The sequence below is a fragment of the Amycolatopsis sp. NPDC104819 genome (assembly GCF_055583145.1).
Genome location: NZ_JBVJON010000005.1, coordinates 537,320 through 557,058, shown reverse-complemented (window position 1 = coordinate 557,058; position 19,739 = coordinate 537,320). Strand labels below are relative to the sequence as shown.

20 protein-coding genes are annotated in these 19,739 nt (G+C 72.1%); 11 read left to right on the top strand and 9 right to left on the bottom strand.

From position 1 onward, the window contains the following. Both ACZ63E_RS18745 and ACZ63E_RS18740 read right to left on the bottom strand, forming a co-directional pair. Entirely contained in the window at nt 1-1,347 is a 1,347-nt protein-coding gene (locus tag ACZ63E_RS18745; protein ID WP_465337321.1) for an NtaA/DmoA family FMN-dependent monooxygenase, read from the bottom strand. A gap of 11 nt (nt 1,348-1,358) precedes the next feature. After that, nucleotides 1,359-2,564: an LLM class flavin-dependent oxidoreductase gene (locus ACZ63E_RS18740; protein ID WP_465337320.1), complete on the bottom strand. Its 1,206-nt coding sequence runs from the start codon at nt 2,562-2,564 to the stop codon at nt 1,359-1,361. Nucleotides 2,565-2,833: 269 nt separating this feature from the next. Between ACZ63E_RS18740 and ACZ63E_RS18735 the strand changes: the two genes are divergently transcribed. From ACZ63E_RS18735 to ACZ63E_RS18720, 4 genes are read left to right on the top strand one after another with little or no spacing between them, the layout of a single operon-like run. Beyond that, nucleotides 2,834-3,757 (top strand): ABC transporter permease, encoded by a 924-nt coding sequence (locus ACZ63E_RS18735; RefSeq protein ID WP_465337481.1) that lies wholly within the window; start codon nt 2,834-2,836, stop codon nt 3,755-3,757. Continuing rightward, nucleotides 3,757-4,752: an ABC transporter permease gene (locus ACZ63E_RS18730; protein ID WP_465337318.1), complete on the top strand. Its 996-nt coding sequence runs from the start codon at nt 3,757-3,759 to the stop codon at nt 4,750-4,752. Before ACZ63E_RS18735 ends, ACZ63E_RS18730 begins: the two co-directional genes overlap by 1 nt. A 10-nt stretch (nt 4,753-4,762) precedes the next feature. Continuing rightward, on the top strand, nt 4,763-6,439 hold the full coding sequence (locus ACZ63E_RS18725; RefSeq protein ID WP_465337317.1) for an ABC transporter substrate-binding protein: 1,677 nt from the start codon (nt 4,763-4,765) through the stop codon (nt 6,437-6,439). Next, on the top strand, nt 6,436-8,139 hold the full coding sequence (locus ACZ63E_RS18720) for an ABC transporter ATP-binding protein (RefSeq protein ID WP_465337315.1): 1,704 nt from the start codon (nt 6,436-6,438) through the stop codon (nt 8,137-8,139). The genes ACZ63E_RS18725 and ACZ63E_RS18720 overlap by 4 nt, the downstream gene beginning before the upstream one ends. Here the strand turns inward: ACZ63E_RS18720 and ACZ63E_RS18715 are convergent. Both ACZ63E_RS18715 and ACZ63E_RS18710 read right to left on the bottom strand, forming a co-directional pair. Next, entirely contained in the window at nt 8,136-8,840 is a 705-nt protein-coding gene (locus ACZ63E_RS18715) for a DJ-1/PfpI family protein (RefSeq protein WP_465337313.1), read from the bottom strand. The two genes, ACZ63E_RS18720 and ACZ63E_RS18715, sit on opposite strands and share 4 nt — an antisense overlap. A gap of 116 nt (nt 8,841-8,956) precedes the next feature. Beyond that, nucleotides 8,957-9,592, bottom strand: coding sequence for a hypothetical protein (locus ACZ63E_RS18710; protein WP_465337312.1), 636 nt, complete (start codon nt 9,590-9,592; stop codon nt 8,957-8,959). A gap of 17 nt (nt 9,593-9,609) precedes the next feature. On the opposite strand from ACZ63E_RS18710, the gene ACZ63E_RS18705 reads away from it, so the two are divergent. From ACZ63E_RS18705 to ACZ63E_RS18685, 5 genes are all read left to right on the top strand, one after another. Continuing rightward, nucleotides 9,610-9,777 (top strand): hypothetical protein, encoded by a 168-nt coding sequence (locus tag ACZ63E_RS18705; protein ID WP_465337311.1) that lies wholly within the window; start codon nt 9,610-9,612, stop codon nt 9,775-9,777. A 128-nt stretch (nt 9,778-9,905) separates the two neighbouring features. Continuing rightward, nucleotides 9,906-10,259 (top strand): hypothetical protein, encoded by a 354-nt coding sequence (locus tag ACZ63E_RS18700; RefSeq protein ID WP_465337310.1) that lies wholly within the window; start codon nt 9,906-9,908, stop codon nt 10,257-10,259. 108 nt (nt 10,260-10,367) lie between these two features. After that, nucleotides 10,368-10,988, top strand: coding sequence for a hypothetical protein (locus ACZ63E_RS18695; RefSeq protein ID WP_465337309.1), 621 nt, complete (start codon nt 10,368-10,370; stop codon nt 10,986-10,988). Nucleotides 10,989-11,052: 64 nt separating this feature from the next. Next, entirely contained in the window at nt 11,053-11,892 is an 840-nt protein-coding gene (locus ACZ63E_RS18690; RefSeq protein ID WP_465337308.1) for a leishmanolysin-related zinc metalloendopeptidase, read from the top strand. Next, nucleotides 11,876-12,394 carry a hypothetical protein gene (locus tag ACZ63E_RS18685; protein ID WP_465337307.1) on the top strand — a complete coding sequence of 173 codons (519 nt, stop codon included), beginning with the start codon at nt 11,876-11,878 and terminating at the stop codon, nt 12,392-12,394. Before ACZ63E_RS18690 ends, ACZ63E_RS18685 begins: the two co-directional genes overlap by 17 nt. 4 nt (nt 12,395-12,398) lie before the next feature. Here the strand turns inward: ACZ63E_RS18685 and ACZ63E_RS18680 are convergent, their stop codons facing one another. Next, a complete protein-coding gene (locus ACZ63E_RS18680; RefSeq protein ID WP_465337305.1) occupies nt 12,399-15,233 on the bottom strand; it encodes an AbfB domain-containing protein in 2,835 nt (944 codons plus the stop codon). Between the two features lie 453 nt (nt 15,234-15,686). After that, nucleotides 15,687-16,589, bottom strand: a complete 903-nt coding sequence (locus ACZ63E_RS18675) for an SDR family NAD(P)-dependent oxidoreductase (protein WP_465337304.1) — start codon at nt 16,587-16,589, stop codon at nt 15,687-15,689. Nucleotides 16,590-16,719: 130 nt separating this feature from the next. Here ACZ63E_RS18675 and ACZ63E_RS18670 point away from each other — a divergent pair, with 130 nt between their 5' ends. Further along, a complete protein-coding gene (locus ACZ63E_RS18670) occupies nt 16,720-17,391 on the top strand; it encodes a TetR/AcrR family transcriptional regulator (RefSeq protein ID WP_465337303.1) in 672 nt (223 codons plus the stop codon). A 28-nt stretch (nt 17,392-17,419) separates the two neighbouring features. On the opposite strand, the gene ACZ63E_RS18665 is transcribed toward ACZ63E_RS18670, so the two are convergent. Beyond that, on the bottom strand, nt 17,420-17,797 hold the full coding sequence (locus tag ACZ63E_RS18665) for an STAS domain-containing protein (RefSeq protein ID WP_465306001.1): 378 nt from the start codon (nt 17,795-17,797) through the stop codon (nt 17,420-17,422). Nucleotides 17,798-17,946: 149 nt separating this feature from the next. On the opposite strand from ACZ63E_RS18665, the gene ACZ63E_RS18660 reads away from it, so the two are divergent. Beyond that, nucleotides 17,947-18,756 carry a SigB/SigF/SigG family RNA polymerase sigma factor gene (locus ACZ63E_RS18660; RefSeq protein ID WP_465337302.1) on the top strand — a complete coding sequence of 270 codons (810 nt, stop codon included), beginning with the start codon at nt 17,947-17,949 and terminating at the stop codon, nt 18,754-18,756. A gap of 31 nt (nt 18,757-18,787) precedes the next feature. On the opposite strand, the gene ACZ63E_RS18655 is transcribed toward ACZ63E_RS18660, so the two are convergent. After that, entirely contained in the window at nt 18,788-19,222 is a 435-nt protein-coding gene (locus tag ACZ63E_RS18655; RefSeq protein ID WP_465337301.1) for an ATP-binding protein, read from the bottom strand. A gap of 88 nt (nt 19,223-19,310) precedes the next feature. Next, nucleotides 19,311-19,673: an STAS domain-containing protein gene (locus ACZ63E_RS18650; RefSeq protein WP_465337300.1), complete on the bottom strand. Its 363-nt coding sequence runs from the start codon at nt 19,671-19,673 to the stop codon at nt 19,311-19,313. Nucleotides 19,674-19,739: the final 66 nt, after the last annotated feature.

The window sequence follows — 19,739 nt, the reverse complement described above, 5'->3', positions numbered from 1 at the left end:
TCACGGCAGCGGATCGAGGCCGAGGTGCTCCCGCAGGGTCGTGCCGGTGTACTCGGTGCGGAACGAGCCGCGTTCCTGCAGCAGCGGCACCACCCGGTCGGCGAACTCGTCGAGCCCGCCGGGGGTGACGTGCGGGACCAGGATGAAGCCGTCACTCGCGTCGGCCTGGACCAGCTCGTCGATCTTCGCGGCGACGGTCGACGGCGAGCCGATGAACGTCTGCCGGCCGGTGACCTCGATGATCAGCTCTCGCGACGACAGGTTCTTCGCCTCGGCGAGCTGACGCCATTCGCGGGCCGTGGCCAGCGGGTCGCGGTACATGCGGACGCTCGCGCGGCCGCGGGCGATCGTGTTCTCACCGGGCACCGGGTCGATCGCGGGCAGCGGGCCGTCCGGGTCGTGGTCGCTCAGGTCGGTGTTCCACAGCTGCTCGAGGAACTTGATCGCGGTCTGCCCGCTGACCTGCTGCAGCCGCACGACGTGGGCGCGCTCCTGGGCGTCGCTGTCGGTGTCGCCCAGCACGAACGTCGCCGCCGGGAGGATCACCAGCTGCTCGGGCGTCCGGCCGTACTTGGCCAGCCGGCCCTTGACGTCGGAGTAGAACGCCTGCCCGGCCTCCAGGGTCCCGTACCGGCTGAAGATCGCGTCGGCGGTGGCCGCCGCGAAGTCGCGGCCCTCGTCGGAGTCGCCGGCCTGGATGACCACCGGCCGGCCCTGGGGGCTGCGCGGCACCGGGAACCGGCCCTCGATGGCGAAGTGGTTGTCGTGGTGGGAAAACGCGCCCGCGGCGGGGTCGCGGAGGAACTCGCCGGTCTTCGCGTCGGCGGTGATCTCGTCGCCGCGCCAGGAGTCGAACAGCTCCCACGCGGTCCGCAGGAACGTCTCGGCGCGCTCGTAGCGCTGGTCCTGCGGGAGGAACCCGGCGCGGCGGAAGTTCTCGCCGGTGAAGGCGTCCCACGACGTGACGACGTTCCAGGCCGCGCGCCCGGCGGAGAGGTGGTCGAGCGAGGCGAACTGGCGGGCCACCTCGAACGGCTCGTTGAACGTCGAGTTGATCGTGCCGGCCAGGCCGAGCCGCTCGGTGACCGCGGCCAGCGCCGACAGCACGGTGAAGGTGTCCGGCCGCCCGACGACGTCGAGGTCGTAGATCTCGCCGTTCTGCTCGCGCAGCCGCAGGCCTTCGGCCAGGAAGAAGAAGTCGAACTTCGCGCGCTCGGCGGTCTGCGCGAGCTTGACGAAGGAGCTGAACTCGATGTGGCTGCCGGCCTCGGGGTCGCTCCACACGGTCGTGTTGTTCACGCCGGGGAAGTGTGCCGCGAGGTGGATCTGCTTGCGGGGCTGGGACATCTCGGGCCTCCTCAGGCGGTCGCGTAGCGGTTGGCGGGGCGGGCGAGGCCGAGCAGCCCGCGCAGGGTGGCGGCCTCGTACTCGGTGCGGAAAGCCCCGCGGGCCCGCAGTTCGGGGACCAGCCCCCGGGTGATCGCGGTCAGGTCGTGCGGCACCGCGGCGGGGCGCAGCCGGAAGCCGGAAAGCCCGGCGCCCTGCCAGCCGAGCAGCAGGTCGGCGAGCCCGGCCGGGGTGCCGGTGAAGACGAACGCGTCGGAGGAGTACTCCGCGCCGGACAGCTCGTCGAGCCGCTTCTTGCGGTCGGCGGCGGCTCGCTCGGTCTCGTCGAGGAACACCACGACGTCCCCGAAGACGTGCAGCGTCTCGCCACCGCGGCCGGCCAGGTCCTGCTCGTCCCGCACGGCGCCGACGATCGTGGCGGCCTGCTCGCGGTCGAACGGCGTCACGTACACGACGTCGGCCGAGCGCCCGGCGAGCCGGTAGGGGACGGGCGCGTGCGCCAGTACGCTGACCGGCGGCTGGCCCTGCGGCGGGCGCGGCGTGATCGACGGGCCCTTGACCTTGAACCAGCGGCCTTCGAAGTCGATGTAGTGCAGCTTCTCCCGGTCGACGAACCGGCCGGTGGCGACGTCGCGGATCTCGGCGTCGTCCTCCCAGGAGTCCCAGAGCCGGCGCAGCACCTCGACGTAGTCCGCGGCCTCGTCGAACAGGTCCACGAGCGGGCTCGGCACGTCCGGCGTGGTGGAGTCCTCGAGCCGGAACTCGCCGAACTCGCGGCGGCCGAAGTGCCGGTTGTCCTCGGCGCGCCCGGCGACCTGAACGCGGACACCGGCGCGGCCGGCGCTGACGTAGTCGAGCGTGGCGATCGCCTTCGACAGGTGGAACGGCTCGGTGTGGGTGACCACGGCGGTCGGCACCAGCCCGATGTGCGAGGTCAGCGGCGCCACCCGGGCGGCGATCAGGACCGCGTCGAGCCGGCCCTGGACGACTTCGGTGCGCTCGCCGGGCCGGTCGAGGGCCTGCGCGGTCTGCAGCGCCAGGGAGTCCTCGAAGGTGACGAAGTCGAGCTTGGCCGCTTCGGCCTCCCGGACCTGGTCGGCCCAGAAGCCGGCGGTGAGCAGCTCGGCCGGCCGCGCCCCGGGCTCGCGCCACGCGGCGGGGTGCCAGCCGGCGCCGTCCAGCGCGACGGCGATCCGTGGTCCGTTTCCTGAGGCCATCCCGGCGTTCCCTTCCTCGGCAGGTGCCTGCAGTCTGCGCCCGATCGCGGGTGCCGGGCCGGGACGGCCAACTGCTGGGACGGTTCGCCGTCCCGGGAATAACCTGGGCCCCGGTCCGCGATTCCCGGCGACGGGTCGTGGTGCCCGAGTTCCACGCTACGGGCAAGGGAGGGAAGTATCCGTCCACATCGTGGGACGGCCCGTTATTCACCCGCGGAACTGCTTAAGGTCCGGGACGTCACTCGATCGGCTGAACCTTGAAGGTGCCTTTGCCCGCCCCCGCCCTCCCGCCGCTCGCGGCGCGTTCCCTGCCCGCCGCGGTGTGGCGTGCCGTCCGCTCGGGGTGGTGGACGTCCGTCTGCGCGCTCCTCGTCGTCGTCATCGTGCTGCTGGCCGCCGGGGCCGACCTGTTCGTGCTGGCCGAAGGGCAGAGCCTGGTCCCGGACATCTCGACGCTGGGCCCGACCGGCCTGCCCGCCGGGTCGCTCGGCGGGGTGAGCGCGGCGCACTGGTTCGGCGTCGAGCCGCTGACCGGCGTCGACCTCTTCGCGCTCGTCGCCCACGGCGCCCGGACGTCGTTGCTGGTCGGCCTGGGCGCGACCGTGCTGGCCACCGCGCTCGGCGTCGTCATCGGCGTCAGCGCCGGGTACCTCGGCGGCTGGTGGGACCGGCTGGTCACCTGGACCGCCGACGTCATCCTCGGCTTCCCGTACCTGATCTTCATGATCGCGCTCGGCGCGGTGCTGCCGGTCGACTTCCCGCGGCAGTTCACGCTGGTCGTCGTCCTCGGGCTGTTCGGCTGGCCCCGCGTGGCGCGGATCGTGCGTGCGCAGGCGCTGACGCTCGCCAAGCGCGACTTCGTCGCCGCGGCGCGGGTGCTGGGCGGCGGGCCGTGGCACGTGTTCACCAAGGAGCTGCTGCCGAACCTCTGGGCGCCGATCATCGTCGTCGCGAGCCTCGGCATCCCGTCGATGATCGGCAGCGAAGCCGCGTTGTCGTTCCTGGGCGTCGGCGTGCTGCCGCCCACCCCGAGCTGGGGCCGCACGATCAGCGCGGCCATCGACTTCTTCGAGACGGACCCGATGTACCTGGTCTTCCCCGGGGCGCTGCTGTTCCTCATCACCCTGGCGTTCAACGTCGTCGGCGACGCGATCCGCGACACGCTCGACCCGCGGTCCGGGGGCGCGGCCTGATGCGCACCGCCCGCTTCGTCGCGACCCGGTTCGCCGGGATGCTGCTGGTCCTGCTGGTCGTCGCCTTCGTGACGTTCGTCGTCTTCTACGTCCTGCCCGCCGACCCGGCGCGGATGGCGTGCGGCCGCCCGTGCTCGCCGGAAAGCCTCGAGCTGGCGCGGGAGTTCATGGGCTACAACAGTCCCTGGTACCAGCAGTTCTTCGAGTTCCTCGGCGGCATCTTCGGCGGCCGCACGTTCGGCGTCGGTGTCACCGCGATCCACTGCACCGCGCCGTGTTTCGGGTACGACTTCCAGAACGACGTCGACGTCCTCAGCGAGATCGGCGGCCGGATCGGGGTCAGCTTCTCGGTGGCGCTGGGCGCGGCGGTGATCTGGATCGTCCTCGGTGTCGGGCTCGGTGTGCTTTCCGCGCTGCGCCGCGGTTCCGCCGTCGACCGGATCACCATGGCCGCCGCGATGGCCGGGGTGTCGATGCCCGCCTACCTGGCCGGGATGATCGGCATCACGATCTTCGCCTTCGCCCTCGACGTCGTGCCGAAGAACGGCTATGTGCCGCTGACCGAGGATCCCGCGCAGTGGGCGTGGCACCTCGTGCTGCCGTGGCTGGTGCTGGCGTTCCTGCACGCCGCGATCTACGCCCGGCTGACCCGCGGGCAGATGCTGGAGACCCTCGGTGAGGACTACATCCGCACCGCACGGGCGAAAGGCCTCACCGAGCGGAAGGTGGTGGGCCGGCACGCGCTGCGCAACGTCCTGCTGCCGGTGGTGACGGTGTTCGGCGTCGACCTCGGGTCGCTGCTGGCCGGCACGGTGATCACCGAACGGATCTTCGGCATGGCCGGGGTCGGGCGGCTGCTCGTCGACGCGATCGCCTCGCTCAACCTCCCGGTCCTGCTCGGCGTGACGCTGTTCTCGGCGCTGCTGGTCACGCTCCTGAACTTCCTGGTCGATCTCTGCTACGGCGCGCTCGATCCGCGAGCCCGCCTTGTCTGAAGGGGAACTGATGAAACGGGGACACTGGCTCGTTGCGGGGGCCACGGCGGCGATCATGCTGCTGACGGCGTGCGGGGCCAACGACGCGCCGACGTCGCAAGGCGGCACGGTCAAGCCCGGCGGGAACCTGGTCCTGCTCAACGACTCGCCGTCGATCACCTGGGACCCGGCGAAGAGCTCCAACCTCGTCGTGACCACCCTCGGGCTGGTCCACCGCCGCCTCACGTCGTGGGACGTCGCGCCGGGCAAGGACACCACGGTCGTGCCGGACCTGGCCACCGACACCGGCCGCCCGAGCGACGGCGGCAAGACCTGGACGTTCACCCTGAAGGACGGCCTGAAGTACAGCGACGGCACGCCGATCACGGCGGCGGACGTCAAGTGGGGCCTGGAACGTTCCTTCGCACCCGCGTTCTCCGGTGGCCTGGCCTACCACAAGGACCTGCTCTCGCCGGGCCTGGCGTACAAGGGCCCGTACGACGGCAACAAGGAGCTCGACTCCATCCAGACGCCGGACGCGAAGACGATCGTCTTCCACCTGGCGCGCCCGTACGGCGACTGGAACTGGGTCGCCAGCACCCCGGCGTTCACCCCGGTGCCCAAGGGCAAGGGCGCCGAAGCGAACTACGGTGACCACTCGGTCGCGACCGGCCCGTACCAGATCCAGAGCTACGAGCGCGGCAAGTCCGCGAAGCTGGTCCGCAACCCGAACTGGGACCGCGCGACCGACCCGACGCGCAGCGCCAACGCCGACACCATCACCTTCGAGCTCGGCCAGGACACCAGCGTCATCTCCAAGCGCCTGATCGACGACACCGGCAACGACCGCAACGCCTTCGGCATGTCCTTCGCCTCGCCGGCCCAGCTGGCGCAGATCCAGGGCAGCGCGTCGGCGAAGTCCCGGCTCGTGACGTCGGAATCCGGGGCGCTGGCCTACCTTTCGCTCAACGTCCAGCGGGGCAAGCTGACGAACCCGAAGGTGCGCGAGGCGTTCCAGTACGCCGTCGACAAGGCCGCCTACCAGGTCGCCAGCGCGGGCAGCGCCCAGCTGGCCGGGGACGTCGCCACCACGTTGATCACCCCGGGATTGCAGGGCCGCGAGCAGTACGACCTCTTCCCGGCGCCGCCGTCCGGTGACCCGGCCAAGGCCAAGCAGCTGCTCGCCGAGGCGGGCCTGCCGAACGGACTCGACGGGCTGGTCCTGGCCACCCACAACGAAAACGGCTACCCGGAGAAGGCCGCGGCGATCCAGGCCGCGCTCGCGCGGGCGAACATCAAGATCACCATCAAGCCGCTCGACCAGGACACCTACACGTCCGAAGTGGACACCAAGGGCCTGTCGGACTACGACCTGACGCTCACCTCGTGGCAGCCGGACATCCCGTCGGCCAACGCGAACATCCAGCCGCTGTTCCAGTCGACCGAGATCGGCAACGGCGGGTACAACGAGTCGCGCTACAGCAACCCCGACGTCGACAGGCTGATCGGTGAAGCCCAGGCCACCGTCGACCCGGCCGAAGCCGGGAAGAAGTGGGCGGCGCTGGACAAGAAGATCCTCGCCGACTCGCCGGTCGTGCCGCTGATCTACACGCGCAACTCGTTCCTGCACGGGTCGAACGTCGGTGCCGTGCAGATCGGGAAGTTCCCGGCCTACGTCGACTACCGCAAGTTCGGGATCGTCCAGTGACCGGACTCCTCGGCCTGCACGACGTGACGGTCTCGTTCGGGGACGTCGAAGCCGTCCGCGGGGTCGGCTACGAGGTCCACGCGGGCGAGGTCGTCGCGGTGGTCGGGGAGTCCGGCTCGGGCAAGACGGTCACCGCGATGTCCCTGCTCGGCCTGCTCCCGCCCACGGCCCGGGTTTCCGGGCGGGCGGAGCTGGCCGGGCGGGACCTCTACACGATGACGCCGGCCGAGCTGCGGGAGGTCCGCGGCGGCGAGGTCGGCATGGTGTTCCAGGAGCCGATGAGCGCGCTGAACCCGGTGTTCACCATCGGCGACCAGCTCGTCGAGGCGATCCGGACGCACCAGGAGCTGTCCGCCGCCGCTGCCCGGGAGAAGGCGGTCGGGCTGCTCGGCCTGGTCGGGCTGCCTTCGCCGGGTGAGCGGTTCCGGTCGTACCCGCACGAGCTGTCCGGCGGCCAGCTGCAGCGCGTCGTGATCGCGATGGCGGTGGCGAACGAGCCCAAGCTGCTGATCGCCGACGAGCCGACCACCGCCCTGGACGTCACCGTGCAGGCCGAGATCCTCGAGCTGCTGCGGGACCTGCGGGCGCGGCTGGGCACGGCGATCCTGCTGATCACGCACGACATGGGCGTGGTCGCCGACCTCGCCGACCGGGTCGTGGTGATGCACGAGGGCCGGGTGGTCGAACACGGCGACGTCCGCTCGGTCTTCACCGCGCCCGCCGAGGACTACACGCGGCAGCTGCTCGGTTCGGTGGTGTCGCTGAGCAGCGCGGCCACCACCGGGCTCGAACGGGCCCTCTCCGCGGACGTCGAGGTGGCGCCGGGGCACGTGGCCGCCGCCGAGCACCCCGCCGTCGAGTCGGTTTCGGATGTTCCCGCCCAGGCGCCGCTGCTGCGGGTGGCGGACCTTTCGGTCACCTACCGCGGCCGGTTCCGGGCCCACGCCGTGCGGGCCGCGGAGGGCGTGAGCCTGCACGTCGAGCCGGGGGAGATCCTCGGCCTGGTCGGCGAGTCGGGCTCGGGCAAAAGCACGGTGGCCCGCGCGGTCACGGGGCTGCTCGCCCCGACGGCCGGCTCGATCCACATCGGCGACGCGGACATCACCCGGGTCCGCGGCCGCGCGGCGAAGGCGTTGCGACGGCGCATCGGCGTGGTGTTCCAGGACCCGCTGTCGTCGCTCAACCCGCGGACGACGGTGGGGGAGAGCGTCGCGACACCGCTGCGGCTGCACAAGGCCGTTCGTTCGTCCGAAGTGGACGGACGGGTCGCCGAACTGCTGTCGGCGGTGCAGCTTTCGCCGTCGCTGCGGACGCGTTACCCGCACGAGCTGTCCGGCGGGCAGCGGCAGCGCGCGTGCATCGCGCGTGCCTTGGCGCTGCGCCCGGACCTGCTGGTCGCCGACGAGCCGACGAGCGCCCTCGACGTGACGATCCAGGCCCGCATCCTCGACCTGCTGCGCGAGCTGCGGCACGAGTTCGGTTTTGCGTGCCTGTTCATCAGCCACGACTTGGCGGTGATCGAGCAGCTGGCCGACCGGGTGGCGGTGATGCACCGCGGCCACGTGGTCGAGCAGGGCCCGACGAAGGAGGTGCTGACGGCACCGGCACACGCGTATACGCGCCGGTTGTTGTCGGCGGCGCCGGTCGCGGATCCTGATGCCCAGCGCCGCCGTCGGGAAGCCTGGCGGCAGCTGCACTAAGGGCGGCGCCAGACCGCTCCCCGCTGCTCGTACTCCAGCACAGACTCGACACTCACGGCCACCGCGGCGCCCAGATACCGCGTGACCAGCCAAAGCGCGAGATCCAGCCCGGACGTGACGCCGCCCGCGGTGACCAGGTCACCGTCGTCGACCACGCGGGCGTCGACCACTTGGGCGCCCTGGGCCGCGAGGTCCGCCTTCGCGAGGTGGTGGGTCGTGCACGGACGTCCGTGCGTCAGGCCGGCCGCGCTGAGCGCCATGACGCCGGTGCAGACGCCCGCCACCAGGACGCCCGACCGGTGCGCGCGCACCAGGCCGCGCAGCACGGCCGGATCCTTGATCAGCGTGTTCACCCCCGGGCCGTCCTTCGCCGCGTAACCGCCGCCGGGAACGACGAGGATGTCGCCCTCGGCCGGGTCCCAGGCGGCGGGCACCGCGAACCGGGTGCCGAACGTGCCCGCGACCTCTCCTGGACCACCCGGCTTGACCAGGCTGAGCCGGACGTCGCCGCCCGTGTGGCCCGCGTGGCCGAACACCGCGACGGGCCCGATGACGTCCTGCTCCTCGACACCGTCGTACATCAGGATCCGCACCGCCGGCGGCCCGGAGCGGGCCGACGCCGTCCCCGCCGTGGCCAAGCCGCCCAGGGCCGCGGCCCCGGTCGAGGCCGCGGACACCCGGAGGAAGTCCCTGCGTTCCATGTCCGTCTCCCTGTGGTCGGCGTTTCTCCCTCCCACAGGTCGTACGCGGCGGGGCCGTGGTTCCCGCCGGCGTCGATCGAGGCCGGCCGCGTGATCGTCCACTGTGGACCGCCGGGTCAGCCGGGGAGGCGCACCGCGATCTCGGCGCCCAGCTCGGCGCCGCCGGTGAGCTCGAGCTCGTCACCGCTCCAGAAGCGGCCGGCGTCGTACCAGTTCGGGCGGCGGCCGGCCGGGAGCAGCCCCATCGCTTCGTAGGTCAGCGCGACGATCTCGGCGCAATAGGCGGCTTCGAGCGCGACGTCCCGGTTGTCGCGCTTGCGTGACGGCAGCCGTCCGCCGAGCCAGCGGGCCGCGAGGCGGGCGGTCGAGGGGAACGGCGTGCCGTCGAGCCGGGCGACCGTGCGCAGGGCGGCGTCCTCCAGCTCCCGGCCGACCGGGTGGTCGAGCTGCCGCAGCCACACCTGCTGGTGGTACTTCTCGGCCCAGACCAGCACGGCGCGCCGCAGGTCGTGCAGCTGGGCGCCCCGCTGGTGCGTGCCCGACCAGACGTCCGGCAGGGCGCGCCCCAGCTCGGCGTGCCACAGCAGCGGCGGGAGGTCCTCGATCACCACGGCCATGCCGACGTGGTTGACGGGGCTGTTCGTCACGACGCGGATGGTCCGGTCGGCGGCGGAGTGCCCCCGGAACAGCCACAGGTCGCCGGTGCGCGTCACGGCCACGGCTTCGTCCAGTTCGACCTCGGTGCCCGGCACGGCAGTAGCCTAGGCCGATGCGCTGGTGGAAGACAGTGGGCCTGGCCGGGCTGGTCGGGGTGGCGGCGACCGGGGTGGTGATCGCCCGGCAGGAGCGCCGGCGGCGGGCCTACACGCCGGAGGAGATCCGGGAGCGGCTGCACGCCCGCCTCGAGGCCGGGCCCGCCGGAGAAGCGGAGAAGTAGCCGTCCTCAATGGACCCCGCGCGGGGCGGAACCACCCGGCCGGATGACGGCCGCACTCCGCCAGTTGGCCTAAGCTGGGGCCGCGCTCCGGCGCCCCTGGACGATCTTCGAGCGAGCGGGGTGGACGCATGGCCGAGGGCACCGAGGCGGGCCGGCACTGGCCGGCGCGGCACGGCGGCGGGTACCCGCCGGGCTGGCAGGTGCGGTACCGCGGACGCCGGGAGCCGGGGCAGCGGTCCGGCGCGGCCGCGCCGGAACGGACCGGCACCATCGCCGGCCCCAGCCTGCGCGACGAGCACACCAGCACCACCTGGGTGCCGGTGCGGCCCCGCAGCGCGGCGCCGGACACCCCGTCGAGACTGGTGCGGGCGACCGACATCCTCGACGCCCGGCCGCCGGACGAGCCGGCCTCCGAGCACGCGCCGTCCGACGGCGACGGCCGCGTCGTCGAGCTGTCCGAGCGCGGTCCCGGCGCGCGGTAGGCCTGCGGGCCCCACGGCGGGGCCGCTCGTGAGAGGCTTGACCTCGGCCGTAGCCACCGGAGCGAGGTGGCGCACCGCAGGGGGGCGGTCAGCGAGACCGAGGACGCCATGACGTATCCGCCGAACCCCGGCCAGCCGCCGTACCCGGGCCAGCCGCAGCCGCCGTACCCCGCCCAGCAGCCCTACTCGGGGCAGCCGCCGTACCCGTCGCCCACGGGTGGTTTCCCGGCGCAGCCCTACGGTCAGCCGTACCCGCAGGCCCCGTACCCGGGCTACGGGATGCAGCCGCCGAAGCCGAGCGGCGCCACCGCGATCACCGCGGGGGTGCTCGCGATCCTCGGCGGCCTGTTCAGCGCCATCGGCCTGATCGGCGGCGTGATCACGCTGAGCCGGGGGTTTGTGGACTGGCTGTTCGTCCTGTCCGTGGTCGAGGACCTGGTGCTCGTGGGCACGCTGATCCCCGGCGGCATCCTCCTGTTCCTGCGCAAGCCGCTGGGCCGGCTGCTCACGGTCATCGGCAGCGGCGTCGCCATCCTGACAGCGCTCGTTTCGCTGGTGCTGAGCGCGATCGGCCTGGGCCTGCTCGACAGCGGCGTCGGCGGCGCCTACCTGGGCGGCGCCATCTTCGGGCTGCTGCTGGTCCTGCTCCCGGCGGGCGCGACGCTGACCCTCGCGATCGTCAAGCCGACCGCGCGGTGGTGCGAGAGCTCCGCGGCCCCGACGTACTGAGCGGTGTATTTCCCCGGCCGTTCCCGGATCCGACTGGTATGCCCACCATCGGGAAGGAACGACCATGCCGGAACCCCAGCTCTACCACGCCCGGGCCGACGCCGAACGCGCGCTGCTGCTCGCGGGCACCACGTCGCCGTTCACCATCACGGTCCGCTTCGCGGGCGGCCTGACCCAGTCGCAGATGGACGCCTTCGCCGCGGCCGCCGACCGGTGGGCCAAGGTGATCGTCGGTGACCTGCCGGACGTCGTCGTCGGCGACGAGGCGGTCGACGACGTCCTCATCATCGCGCGCGGCGCCGACATCGACGGCGAGGGTCACATCCTCGGCCAGGCCCACATCACCCACGTGCGCCCGGCCGGCGGCGAGCGGACGGCGCTGCTGCCGGCGCGCGGCGAGATGACCTTCGACAAGGTCGACCTGGCCAAGATGGAGGCCGAAGGCATCCTCGGCGACGTGATCACCCACGAGATGGGCCACGTCGTCGGGGTCGGCTCGCTCTGGGAGGCCAAGGGCCTGCTGGTCGGCAAGGGCACCACGGACCCGACGTTCTCCGGGCCGGCCGCGATGGCCGAGTACCACAAGCTGCGCAACGGTTCGGGCGACCCGGTGCGGGTGCCGGTCGAGAACACCGGCCAGCCGGGCACTCGCGACGTCCACTGGCGGGACCGCACGTTCGGCAACGAGCTGATGACGGGCTTCGTCAACCCGGCGCCGAACCCGCTGAGCCGGCTCACCGCCGCGTCGCTGGACGACCTCGGCTACCAGGTCGACCTCGAAGCCGCCGACCTCTACGAGCTGCCGGCGTCGACGGAGTCGCTGCAGCTCGCCGAACGGCTGGCGGTGCACGCCCTCGCGGTGCGGCCCGCGCCGGTCGAACTGTCCCGTGAGGACCTTCGCTGACGCACTGCCGTGGCCGGTTCCGGAACTCTGGGACCGGCCACGTGCCGGCGAGCTGTACCTGCTCGGCAAGCACCTGATGGAGCTCGCGGCCCGGGGATGCGCGACGAATCGGATCCCGACGTGCCGGAGATCTACCTGGTGCTCGTCGAGGTGCCGGACATCTCGATCAGCGAGCTCACCGCTGGCCGACTGCGGCTCGAACGCGGACCTGGCCGCCCGGCTCGTCGCGGCGGGCCCGCCGGGGGACGTGCTGGCCGGGTATTCGATCCCGCTCGCGCTCGCGGTGCTCGACGAGCTGCTGGGGATCCCGCCGCCGGCGCGGGACGAGCTGCGGGGCTGGCTCGACGGCGTGCTGGCGGCCACAGTGGACACGACCCGCACGCCGGGGCACCTCACCTTCGGCCACGGGCCGCACCACTGCCTCGGTGCGGCGCTGGCCCGGTCGAGGAGCTCCCGTGGCGCCGGATGCCAAGGTCCCGCCGCCGTCCCGGTCAGCTGGTGACGGCTTACGGGGCCCAGGGCGGGGAGACGGCCCAGCTGCTGTCCGCCGTCAGCGTCTGCGGCCGATCGGAGCCCGTGCTCGCCCCCGCGCCCGAGGCGATGTAGACCTGGGAGTCGTAGTGCCGCAGGAACGCACCCGGGATGTTGAGCGACTCGAACGTCACCCCCGTGCCGCCGAGCCCCGGCCGGGTGCAGAACGTCGCGTCCGCGCGCATCAGGGCCGAGCCGTCGTCCGGTGAGTTGCGGACGCGGCCGTCCTGGTGGCGCAGGAACTGGCCGGGGAAGTTCACCGACTCGAAGGAGTAGCACGACGACTCGCCGAGCCCGCGCCGGACGGTGTAGGTGGCGTCCTGCTTGAGCAGCGCGCTGCTGGCACTGTTGACCACCTCGGTGTAGGCCAGGCCGCCGGCGTGCCGCAGGTAGCGGTCGGTGTAGCCCCACGTCGTCACGCGCAGGGACTGCCGGGCGTTCACCGCGAGCGGCACCGAGCTGCGCCACAACGCCGGCGCGGCCACGTTCCAGGTCGCGTCCGCGGCGAAGCTCGTCGCCGTGTCCCACGGGTTCGGGCCACCGCTGACGGCCAGGTACACGGTTTCGTTGTAGTGCCGCAGGAAGCGGCCCGGGAGGTTGAACGACTCGAACGACGTCCCGCCGGCCGCGAGGCCGGGGCGGTCGCACCAGGTGGCGTCCGCGGTGAACGAGCCACCGGTGTCACTGTCGATCCGGACGCGGTTTTCACTGTGCCGCAAGTACTTCCCGGGGAAGTCGACCGACTCGAACGAATAGCACCGCGGGTTCGCCAGCCCCGCGACGGTGCGGAACGACGCGTCCTGCCGGGCGCCGTCCGGGCTCGCCGTCGTCAGGACGTCGGTGCGGGCGAAGGAGTCCGAGTGCCGCAGGTACCGGTCGGTGAAGCCGGGGGTGGTCACCTTGAACGACCGGAGGTGCCCCAGGGTCAGCGGCACGGCGGCGTTCAGGTTCTTCGACGCGGCGATCAGGTCGGCGTGCGCCGCGCGGACGCGGGCGGTGTCGACCTTCTGCACCCGCCGGTCGTAGGTGTAGAGGCCGTTGTATTCGCCTTCGACGTCGGTGATCTCGGTGTAGACCGACGCCGAGACCCCCTTGGTGGTCATCAGCTGCCGGACGTCGCGGACCATGCCGGTGTAACGGTCGTTGAGCTGGTCGGCGCTCGACATCTGCTCGTAGGCGAAGAACCGGCCGTCCGGACTGTATTCGTGGCCGGGGTTGCGCAGCCCGAGCCCGCCGAACTCGCCGAGCACCGACGCGCGGGTCGCCGACGGCGGGGCCGCGTCCGGTCCGGTGTAGACGTGCCAGTCGATGAGGTCGCCGGTGCCCGGGTCACCCTTGGCGGCACAGCAGTTGATGCCGCTGTGCGGGTTCATCAGCCGGGTCGGGTCGTAGCTCTCCAGGCTGCTCGTGACGCGCTTGGTGTCCTCGAAGTTCCACTCGCCCCAGCCTTCGTTGAACGGCACGTAGGTCACGACGGCGGGGGAGAAGCGGTGTTCGTCGACGATCTCGCGGGCCTCGGTCTCGAACTCGGCGATCTGCGCCGGCGTCCGGTTCGACTCGGCGGCCGTGGTCGACGGGATGTCCTGCCACACCAGCAACCCGAGCCGGTCGGCCCAGTAGTACCAGCGTGCGGGTTCGACCTTGATGTGCTTTCGGACCATGTTGAAGCCGAGGTCCTTGTGCTTCCGGAGGTCCGACGCGAGCGCGTCGTCGGTCGGCGCGGTGTACAGGCCGTCCGGCCAGAACCCCTGGTCGAGGGTGCCGATCTGGAAGACGAACTCGCCGTTGAGCGTCGGGCGCACCACGCTGTTGATCGTCTTCGTGCCGACCTCGCGCATGCCGAAGTAACTGACGACCTGGTCGACCGTGGTGCCCGCGGCGTTGCGCAGGGACACGCGCAGGTCGTAGAGGAACGGGTCGTCGGGTGACCACCGCCGCGCGTTCGGCACCGGCACGGAGAACTCGGTGAACCCGCCGGTCGCGCTGCCCACGACGGCGCCGCCGGTCATCGACTCGGCGAGCACGGAGTACCCGCTGACGTCACCGCGCCCGAAGACGCGCACCCGCGCGGTGTTGTTCGCCAGGTTCGGGTAGACGTCGACGGAGAAAATGGACGACGCGGCGGTCGGCTCGAGCCAGACGGTCTGCCAGATGCCCGAGCTGGGCGTGTAGAAGATGCCCGAGGGGTTGGTGACCTGCTTGCCGAGCGGCTGCTTCTCGCCGCGGCCGTCGGTCGGGTCGTAGACGCGGACGAAGATCTCGTTCGTGCCCCCGGTGAGCTGGGCGGTGACGTCGGCTTCGAACCGGTCGTAACCGCCCTTGTGCGTGGCCACCTGGACGCCGTTGACCCACACGGTGGCCTCGTAGTCGACGGCGCCGAAGTGCAGCTGGACGTGCCGGCCCGCCCAGGCCGCGGGGACGGTGAAGGTGCGGCGATAGAACATCACGTCGCGGTTGTCGTTGCGCATGATGCCCGACAGCGCGGACTCGACCGGGTAGGGCACGAGGATGCGTTCGGGCAGGGTCTGCCCGAACGGCGGCGTGGCGTACCGGTCGACGCTGTTGTTCGGCCCGGCGGCGGGGTTGAGGAACTCCCATTCGCCGTTGAGCGACTGCCACTCGGGCCGCGTCATCTGCGGCCGCGGGTACTCGGGCAGCGGGTTGGTGGTGCTCACCTGCGAGGTCCACGGCGTGGTGAGCGGCGGCGTCTTCGGCACGACGGCGGCCGGTGCGGCGTTCGCGGCCGGCAGCGCGGGGCTCACGACGATCGCGCACAGCAGCGCGAGAACCAGGGTGACGAGGCGGCGCATCGGACTCCTCGGACGGAATGCGCACGGAAGCCGTGAACCGCCCTGGCGGGGACGGCGGAGAACTCCGGGCGGGACGGCGAACGGGGGTGCACGCGGAGCCCGGAGCACTACGGCGGGCTCGTCGAACCGAACATAACACGAGACAAGGACAAACGGAACAACTCAGAAACCACCAGACAATCAACACCGGTGGCGCGCTGCCGCCTGGTGGGTTCGGTTCGATCGTGCCCGCAGGGGTGGGAGGTTCGCCGGGAATGGGGCGGGAATGTCCGGAACTGGCCGCGGGGGCGGGAGTCCGGTGTCCGGATCCGGCTGTGGGAGCGCGCCGGCTCGAGCTCGGCCGGGACGACATGAGTGACTCATTCATGTCGTCCGGCGAGGTGAATGAGTCACTCATGGCAGTGGGGGCGGGGCACGAGCGGCACCGGCGGCGCTCGTGAACTCCCCGCCGCGTCAGGCGAGGGGGTACTTCACCCCGGTCAGGTCCTCCGAAACCGCCCACAGCCGCCGCTGGGTCGCCAGGTCGTAGGACTGGGGGCTCGAGGCCACCACTTCCGGTCGTCCGCGGTAGCCGCCCGGGGCCGCCGGGCCGTAGTACTGGCCGCCGAGGGCGGCCGGGTCCGTGGCCGCCCGGAGGATCGGGAGGGTGCCCATCGCCGAGCTCTGGCTGATCAGCGGGGCGACCACCGGGAACAGCGCGCGGGTGATCGCGGGGGAGTTGCGCATCAGCTCGGTGCGGGCCACGCCCGGGTGCGCCGCCACCGCCGCCGTGGTCCCGTGCGGGGCGAGGCGGCGCTGCAGCTCGTAGCTGAACATCAGGTTGGCCAGCTTCGCCTGCCCGTACGCCGCGACGCGGTCGTAGGAGTTCTCCCACTGCAGGTCGTCGAAGTGGATCGCCGCGCGGATGCGGTGGGCGATGCTCGCGACCGTCACCACGCGGGAGCCGGCCACCGGCAGGAGCAGGTCCAGGAGCAGGCCGGTGAACGCGAAGTGGCCGAGGTGGTTGGTGCCGAACTGCAGCTCGAACCCGTCGCGCGTGGTCTGCCGCGGCGGGTACATCACGCCGGCGTTGTTGATCAGCAGGTCGATCTTCGGCACCGTCGTGTGCAGGTCGGCCGCGGCGGCGCGGACGGAGTCCAGCGAGGCCAGGTCCAGCTCCTGCACGGTCACGTCGCCACCGAGGCGCGCCGCCGCCTGCTTGCCCTTCTCGACGTCGCGAACGGCCAGCACCACCGACGCGCCGCGCTCGGCGAGCACCTTCGCGGTGTCGAAGCCGAGGCCGGTGTTGGCGCCGGTCACGACGGCCACGCGGCCCTTCTGGTCCGGGACGTCCTGGTCGCTCCACTGCTTGCTCATGGCGGTTCCCCTACTCGTTGCCGGCCTTTGCGGACCGTCGGTCTGTTAAGACCGACGTTAAGGAACCGGCGGTCTGTTGTCAAGAGACCGCCAGTCCGTAATCCGCCCCGGTGGGGTTACGCTGGGTCGCATGACGTTCCAGCGGGCGCGCAGCGCCGAGCAGCGGGAGGAGCGGCGCCGCAAGATCCTCGGCACCGCGCTGGTGATGCTCGACGAGATGCCGGTGGCCGACGTGAGCCTCACCGAGCTGAGCCGCCGGGTCGGCCTGGCCAAGTCGAACGTGCTGCGCTACTTCGAATCCCGGGAAGCGGTGCTGCTCGAACTGCTGCAGCAGGCGCTGGACGACTGGCTGGCCGAGGCGGCCGGCGAGCTCGCCGGCGGCGTCGACCCGAGCCTGCCGGCCGGCGCGCGGGCCGACGCGTTCGCCGCGATCGTCGCGCGCACGCTGGCCCGGCGGACGGTGCTGTGCGACCTCGTCGCCGCCCAGGCCGCGGTCCTGGAGCACAACGTGTCGGTGGACGTCGTCGTGCGCTACAAGCGGTCCGCGCTCGCCGGCCTCGACACGATGGTCGGCCTGATGCGCCGGTACCTGCCGGAGGTCGGCGCCGAAGCGGAGTCGGTCTGCCTGCTGGCGATGATCCTGACCGGCGGGCTCTGGACGCACACCCAGCCCTCGGCCAGCGCGCTCGCCGCCTACGAGGCGGACCCGTGCCTGGCCGGGTTCCGCCTGGACATGGCGCCCGCGCTGGAACACGCGCTCGCGACGCTGATCGCGGGCGCGATGGCGCGCGTCGGGTCGTGACCCGGCACGCACCGAAGCGGGGCTGAGATCACCGCATGGCGAGTGCCTCGTCCACGGTCGGGGCGAGCACGAGCAGCTCGTGCGCGCCGGCGAGCCGGATGGTCCGCAGGACCGTGGGACCGGTGGCGACAACCCGCAGCCGGTGCGACGAGTCTTCGGGGGGACGGCCCGCGAGCACGATGGCGTTGATGCCACTCGAGTCGAGGAACGTCACACCGGTGAGGTCGAGCACGACGGGGCCGGTCGCGGCGGCTTGGACGGCGGTCAGGGTGCGGCCGAACTCGGGGACGGTCAACAGGTCGAGCTCGTCCAGCACGGCGAGCACCACCGCGTCGCCGCGCCGGCTGACGGTGCACCGGAAGATCGACGGGTCGTGGGGGACTTCGGGGGTTTCGTTGCCGGACACGGCTCCAGTTTCCCCGGAGCGGGCGGTGTCCGCAGTGTGGTGGGCACGTGGTTTGCCGGTTCCCCGTCGTGGGTACTTCCTCGCGCGAAGAAGGAGGATCGCATGGCGGTGCGCATCAGTGCCACTCGGCCCGGCGGGGTGTGCGTTCGATGAGCGCTCCCGCGGTCCTGCCCGTCGCGCCGGTCACTGTGGACACTCCCCGCCCGCGCAAGCGGGACGACTACTCCCACTGCCGCCCGCTGTTCGACCGGCTGGCCGCGCTGCCCGACGGCGACCCCGCCCGCGAACCCCTTCGCGAGCGGCTGATCATCGAGTTCCTCCCGCTCGCCGAACACGTCGCGGTGCGGTTCAGCGGGCGCGGGCAGTCCCGCGACGATCTGGTGCAGGTGGCCCGGATCGGCCTGGTCAAGGCCGTCGACCGGTTCGAGCCCACGAAGGGCGCGGACTTCCTGTCCTTCGCGGTGCCGACGGTGATGGGTGAGGTACGCCGCTTCTTCCGCGACAGCGGCTGGGCGGTGCGGGTGCCCCGCGGCCTGCAGGAGCTGCAGGGCCGGCTTTCCCGCGGCACGACGCACCTCGCGCAGCAGCTGGGCCGGGCGCCGACGCCCAGCGAGCTGGCGAGCCACCTCGGCCTCGACGTCGAGACCGTGCGCGAAGGCCTGCTCGCCGCGAACTGCTACGAGACGTCGTCCCTGGACCGCCCGCTCGACGAAGGCGGGCTGTCACTGGCCGACACGGTGGGCGAGCCGGACGCCCGGATGGAGCTCGTCGAGGACCGCCAATCCCTGGCCCCGCTGGTGAAACGGCTGCCGGAACGCGAGCGGGCGATCCTCGAGATGCGGTTCTTCGAGGGGTTGTCGCAGTCGCAGATCGCCGCTCGCGTCGGCTTGTCGCAGATGCAGATTTCCCGGCTGCTCACCAAGACCTTGCACCAGCTGCGCGCCCAGATCGGCGACTAGGCGCCCGCGGAACCGTCCACAAAGGAGAGTGCTACCCGGGAACCGGCGGGCAGGCGAGCCCCGAGTTCGCGCACCCCAGCCGGCCCCACACGACCTTGCCCTCGTCGTGGTGGCTCACACCCCAGGCCGAGCAGATCTGGTCGACCAGCCGCAGCCCGCGCCCGCCCTCGCCGTCAGGGGTGCGCAGCCGCGGCGCTTCGGCGCCGGTGTCCGTGACCGCCACCGCGGTCTCGCACGGGTCGTGGCTGCGCAACAGCCGTAGCTGCACCGGGCCGTTGGCGTGGCGGTAGGCGTTGTCCAGCAGTTCGGCCACCACCAGCAGAGTGTCTATCCGGTGCGCTTCGCCGAGCGTGGCGAGCCGGGCCGCGGCCCAGTGCCGGGCGGCGGCCAGGTCCGTCAGGTCGGCGCCCGTGAGGTCCAGGCTCTGCCAGCCGGCCTGGTCATCCCGATCCCAGGTCACCGCCACGGTGAAACTCCTCCCGTCGACGGCCCGGTGGCGCGGAACCGCCCGGATGTGATCGTTTCCACGTCGAGAATACCCAGGTTCGCGACGTTTACTCGCGTTTCGGGCCCAGTGCGGCCCGGGCTGTCTCGACGTCCGGGTGGATGCGCAGGAGGTCGGCGAGCCCCAGCAGGGCGACGGGCCGGAGGATGGCGCGCTGCGCGGTGACGATCACGAACTCCGTGCCCGCCTCTTCGGCGGTGGTGTGGCCGTGGACCAACGCGGTCAGGCCGCTGGAGTCGCAGAAGGTCACGTCCGTCAGGTCGGCGATGACGGGACGCCCGTCGCCAATCGCGGTCGTCAGCTGGGTGCGCAGGTCTTCGGAAACCGCCGAGTCGATCTCCCCGACCGCGCGGAGCAGCGTCTCGTGGTCGGTCGAGGTGATGGCGATGGCGAAGTCGGGCGGGGCCGCCAAGGGTGAGCTCCTCCGGATCGGCGTGCGCCGGCAGGGAGCACACGGCTAGAGCACCGCGGCTGGTGC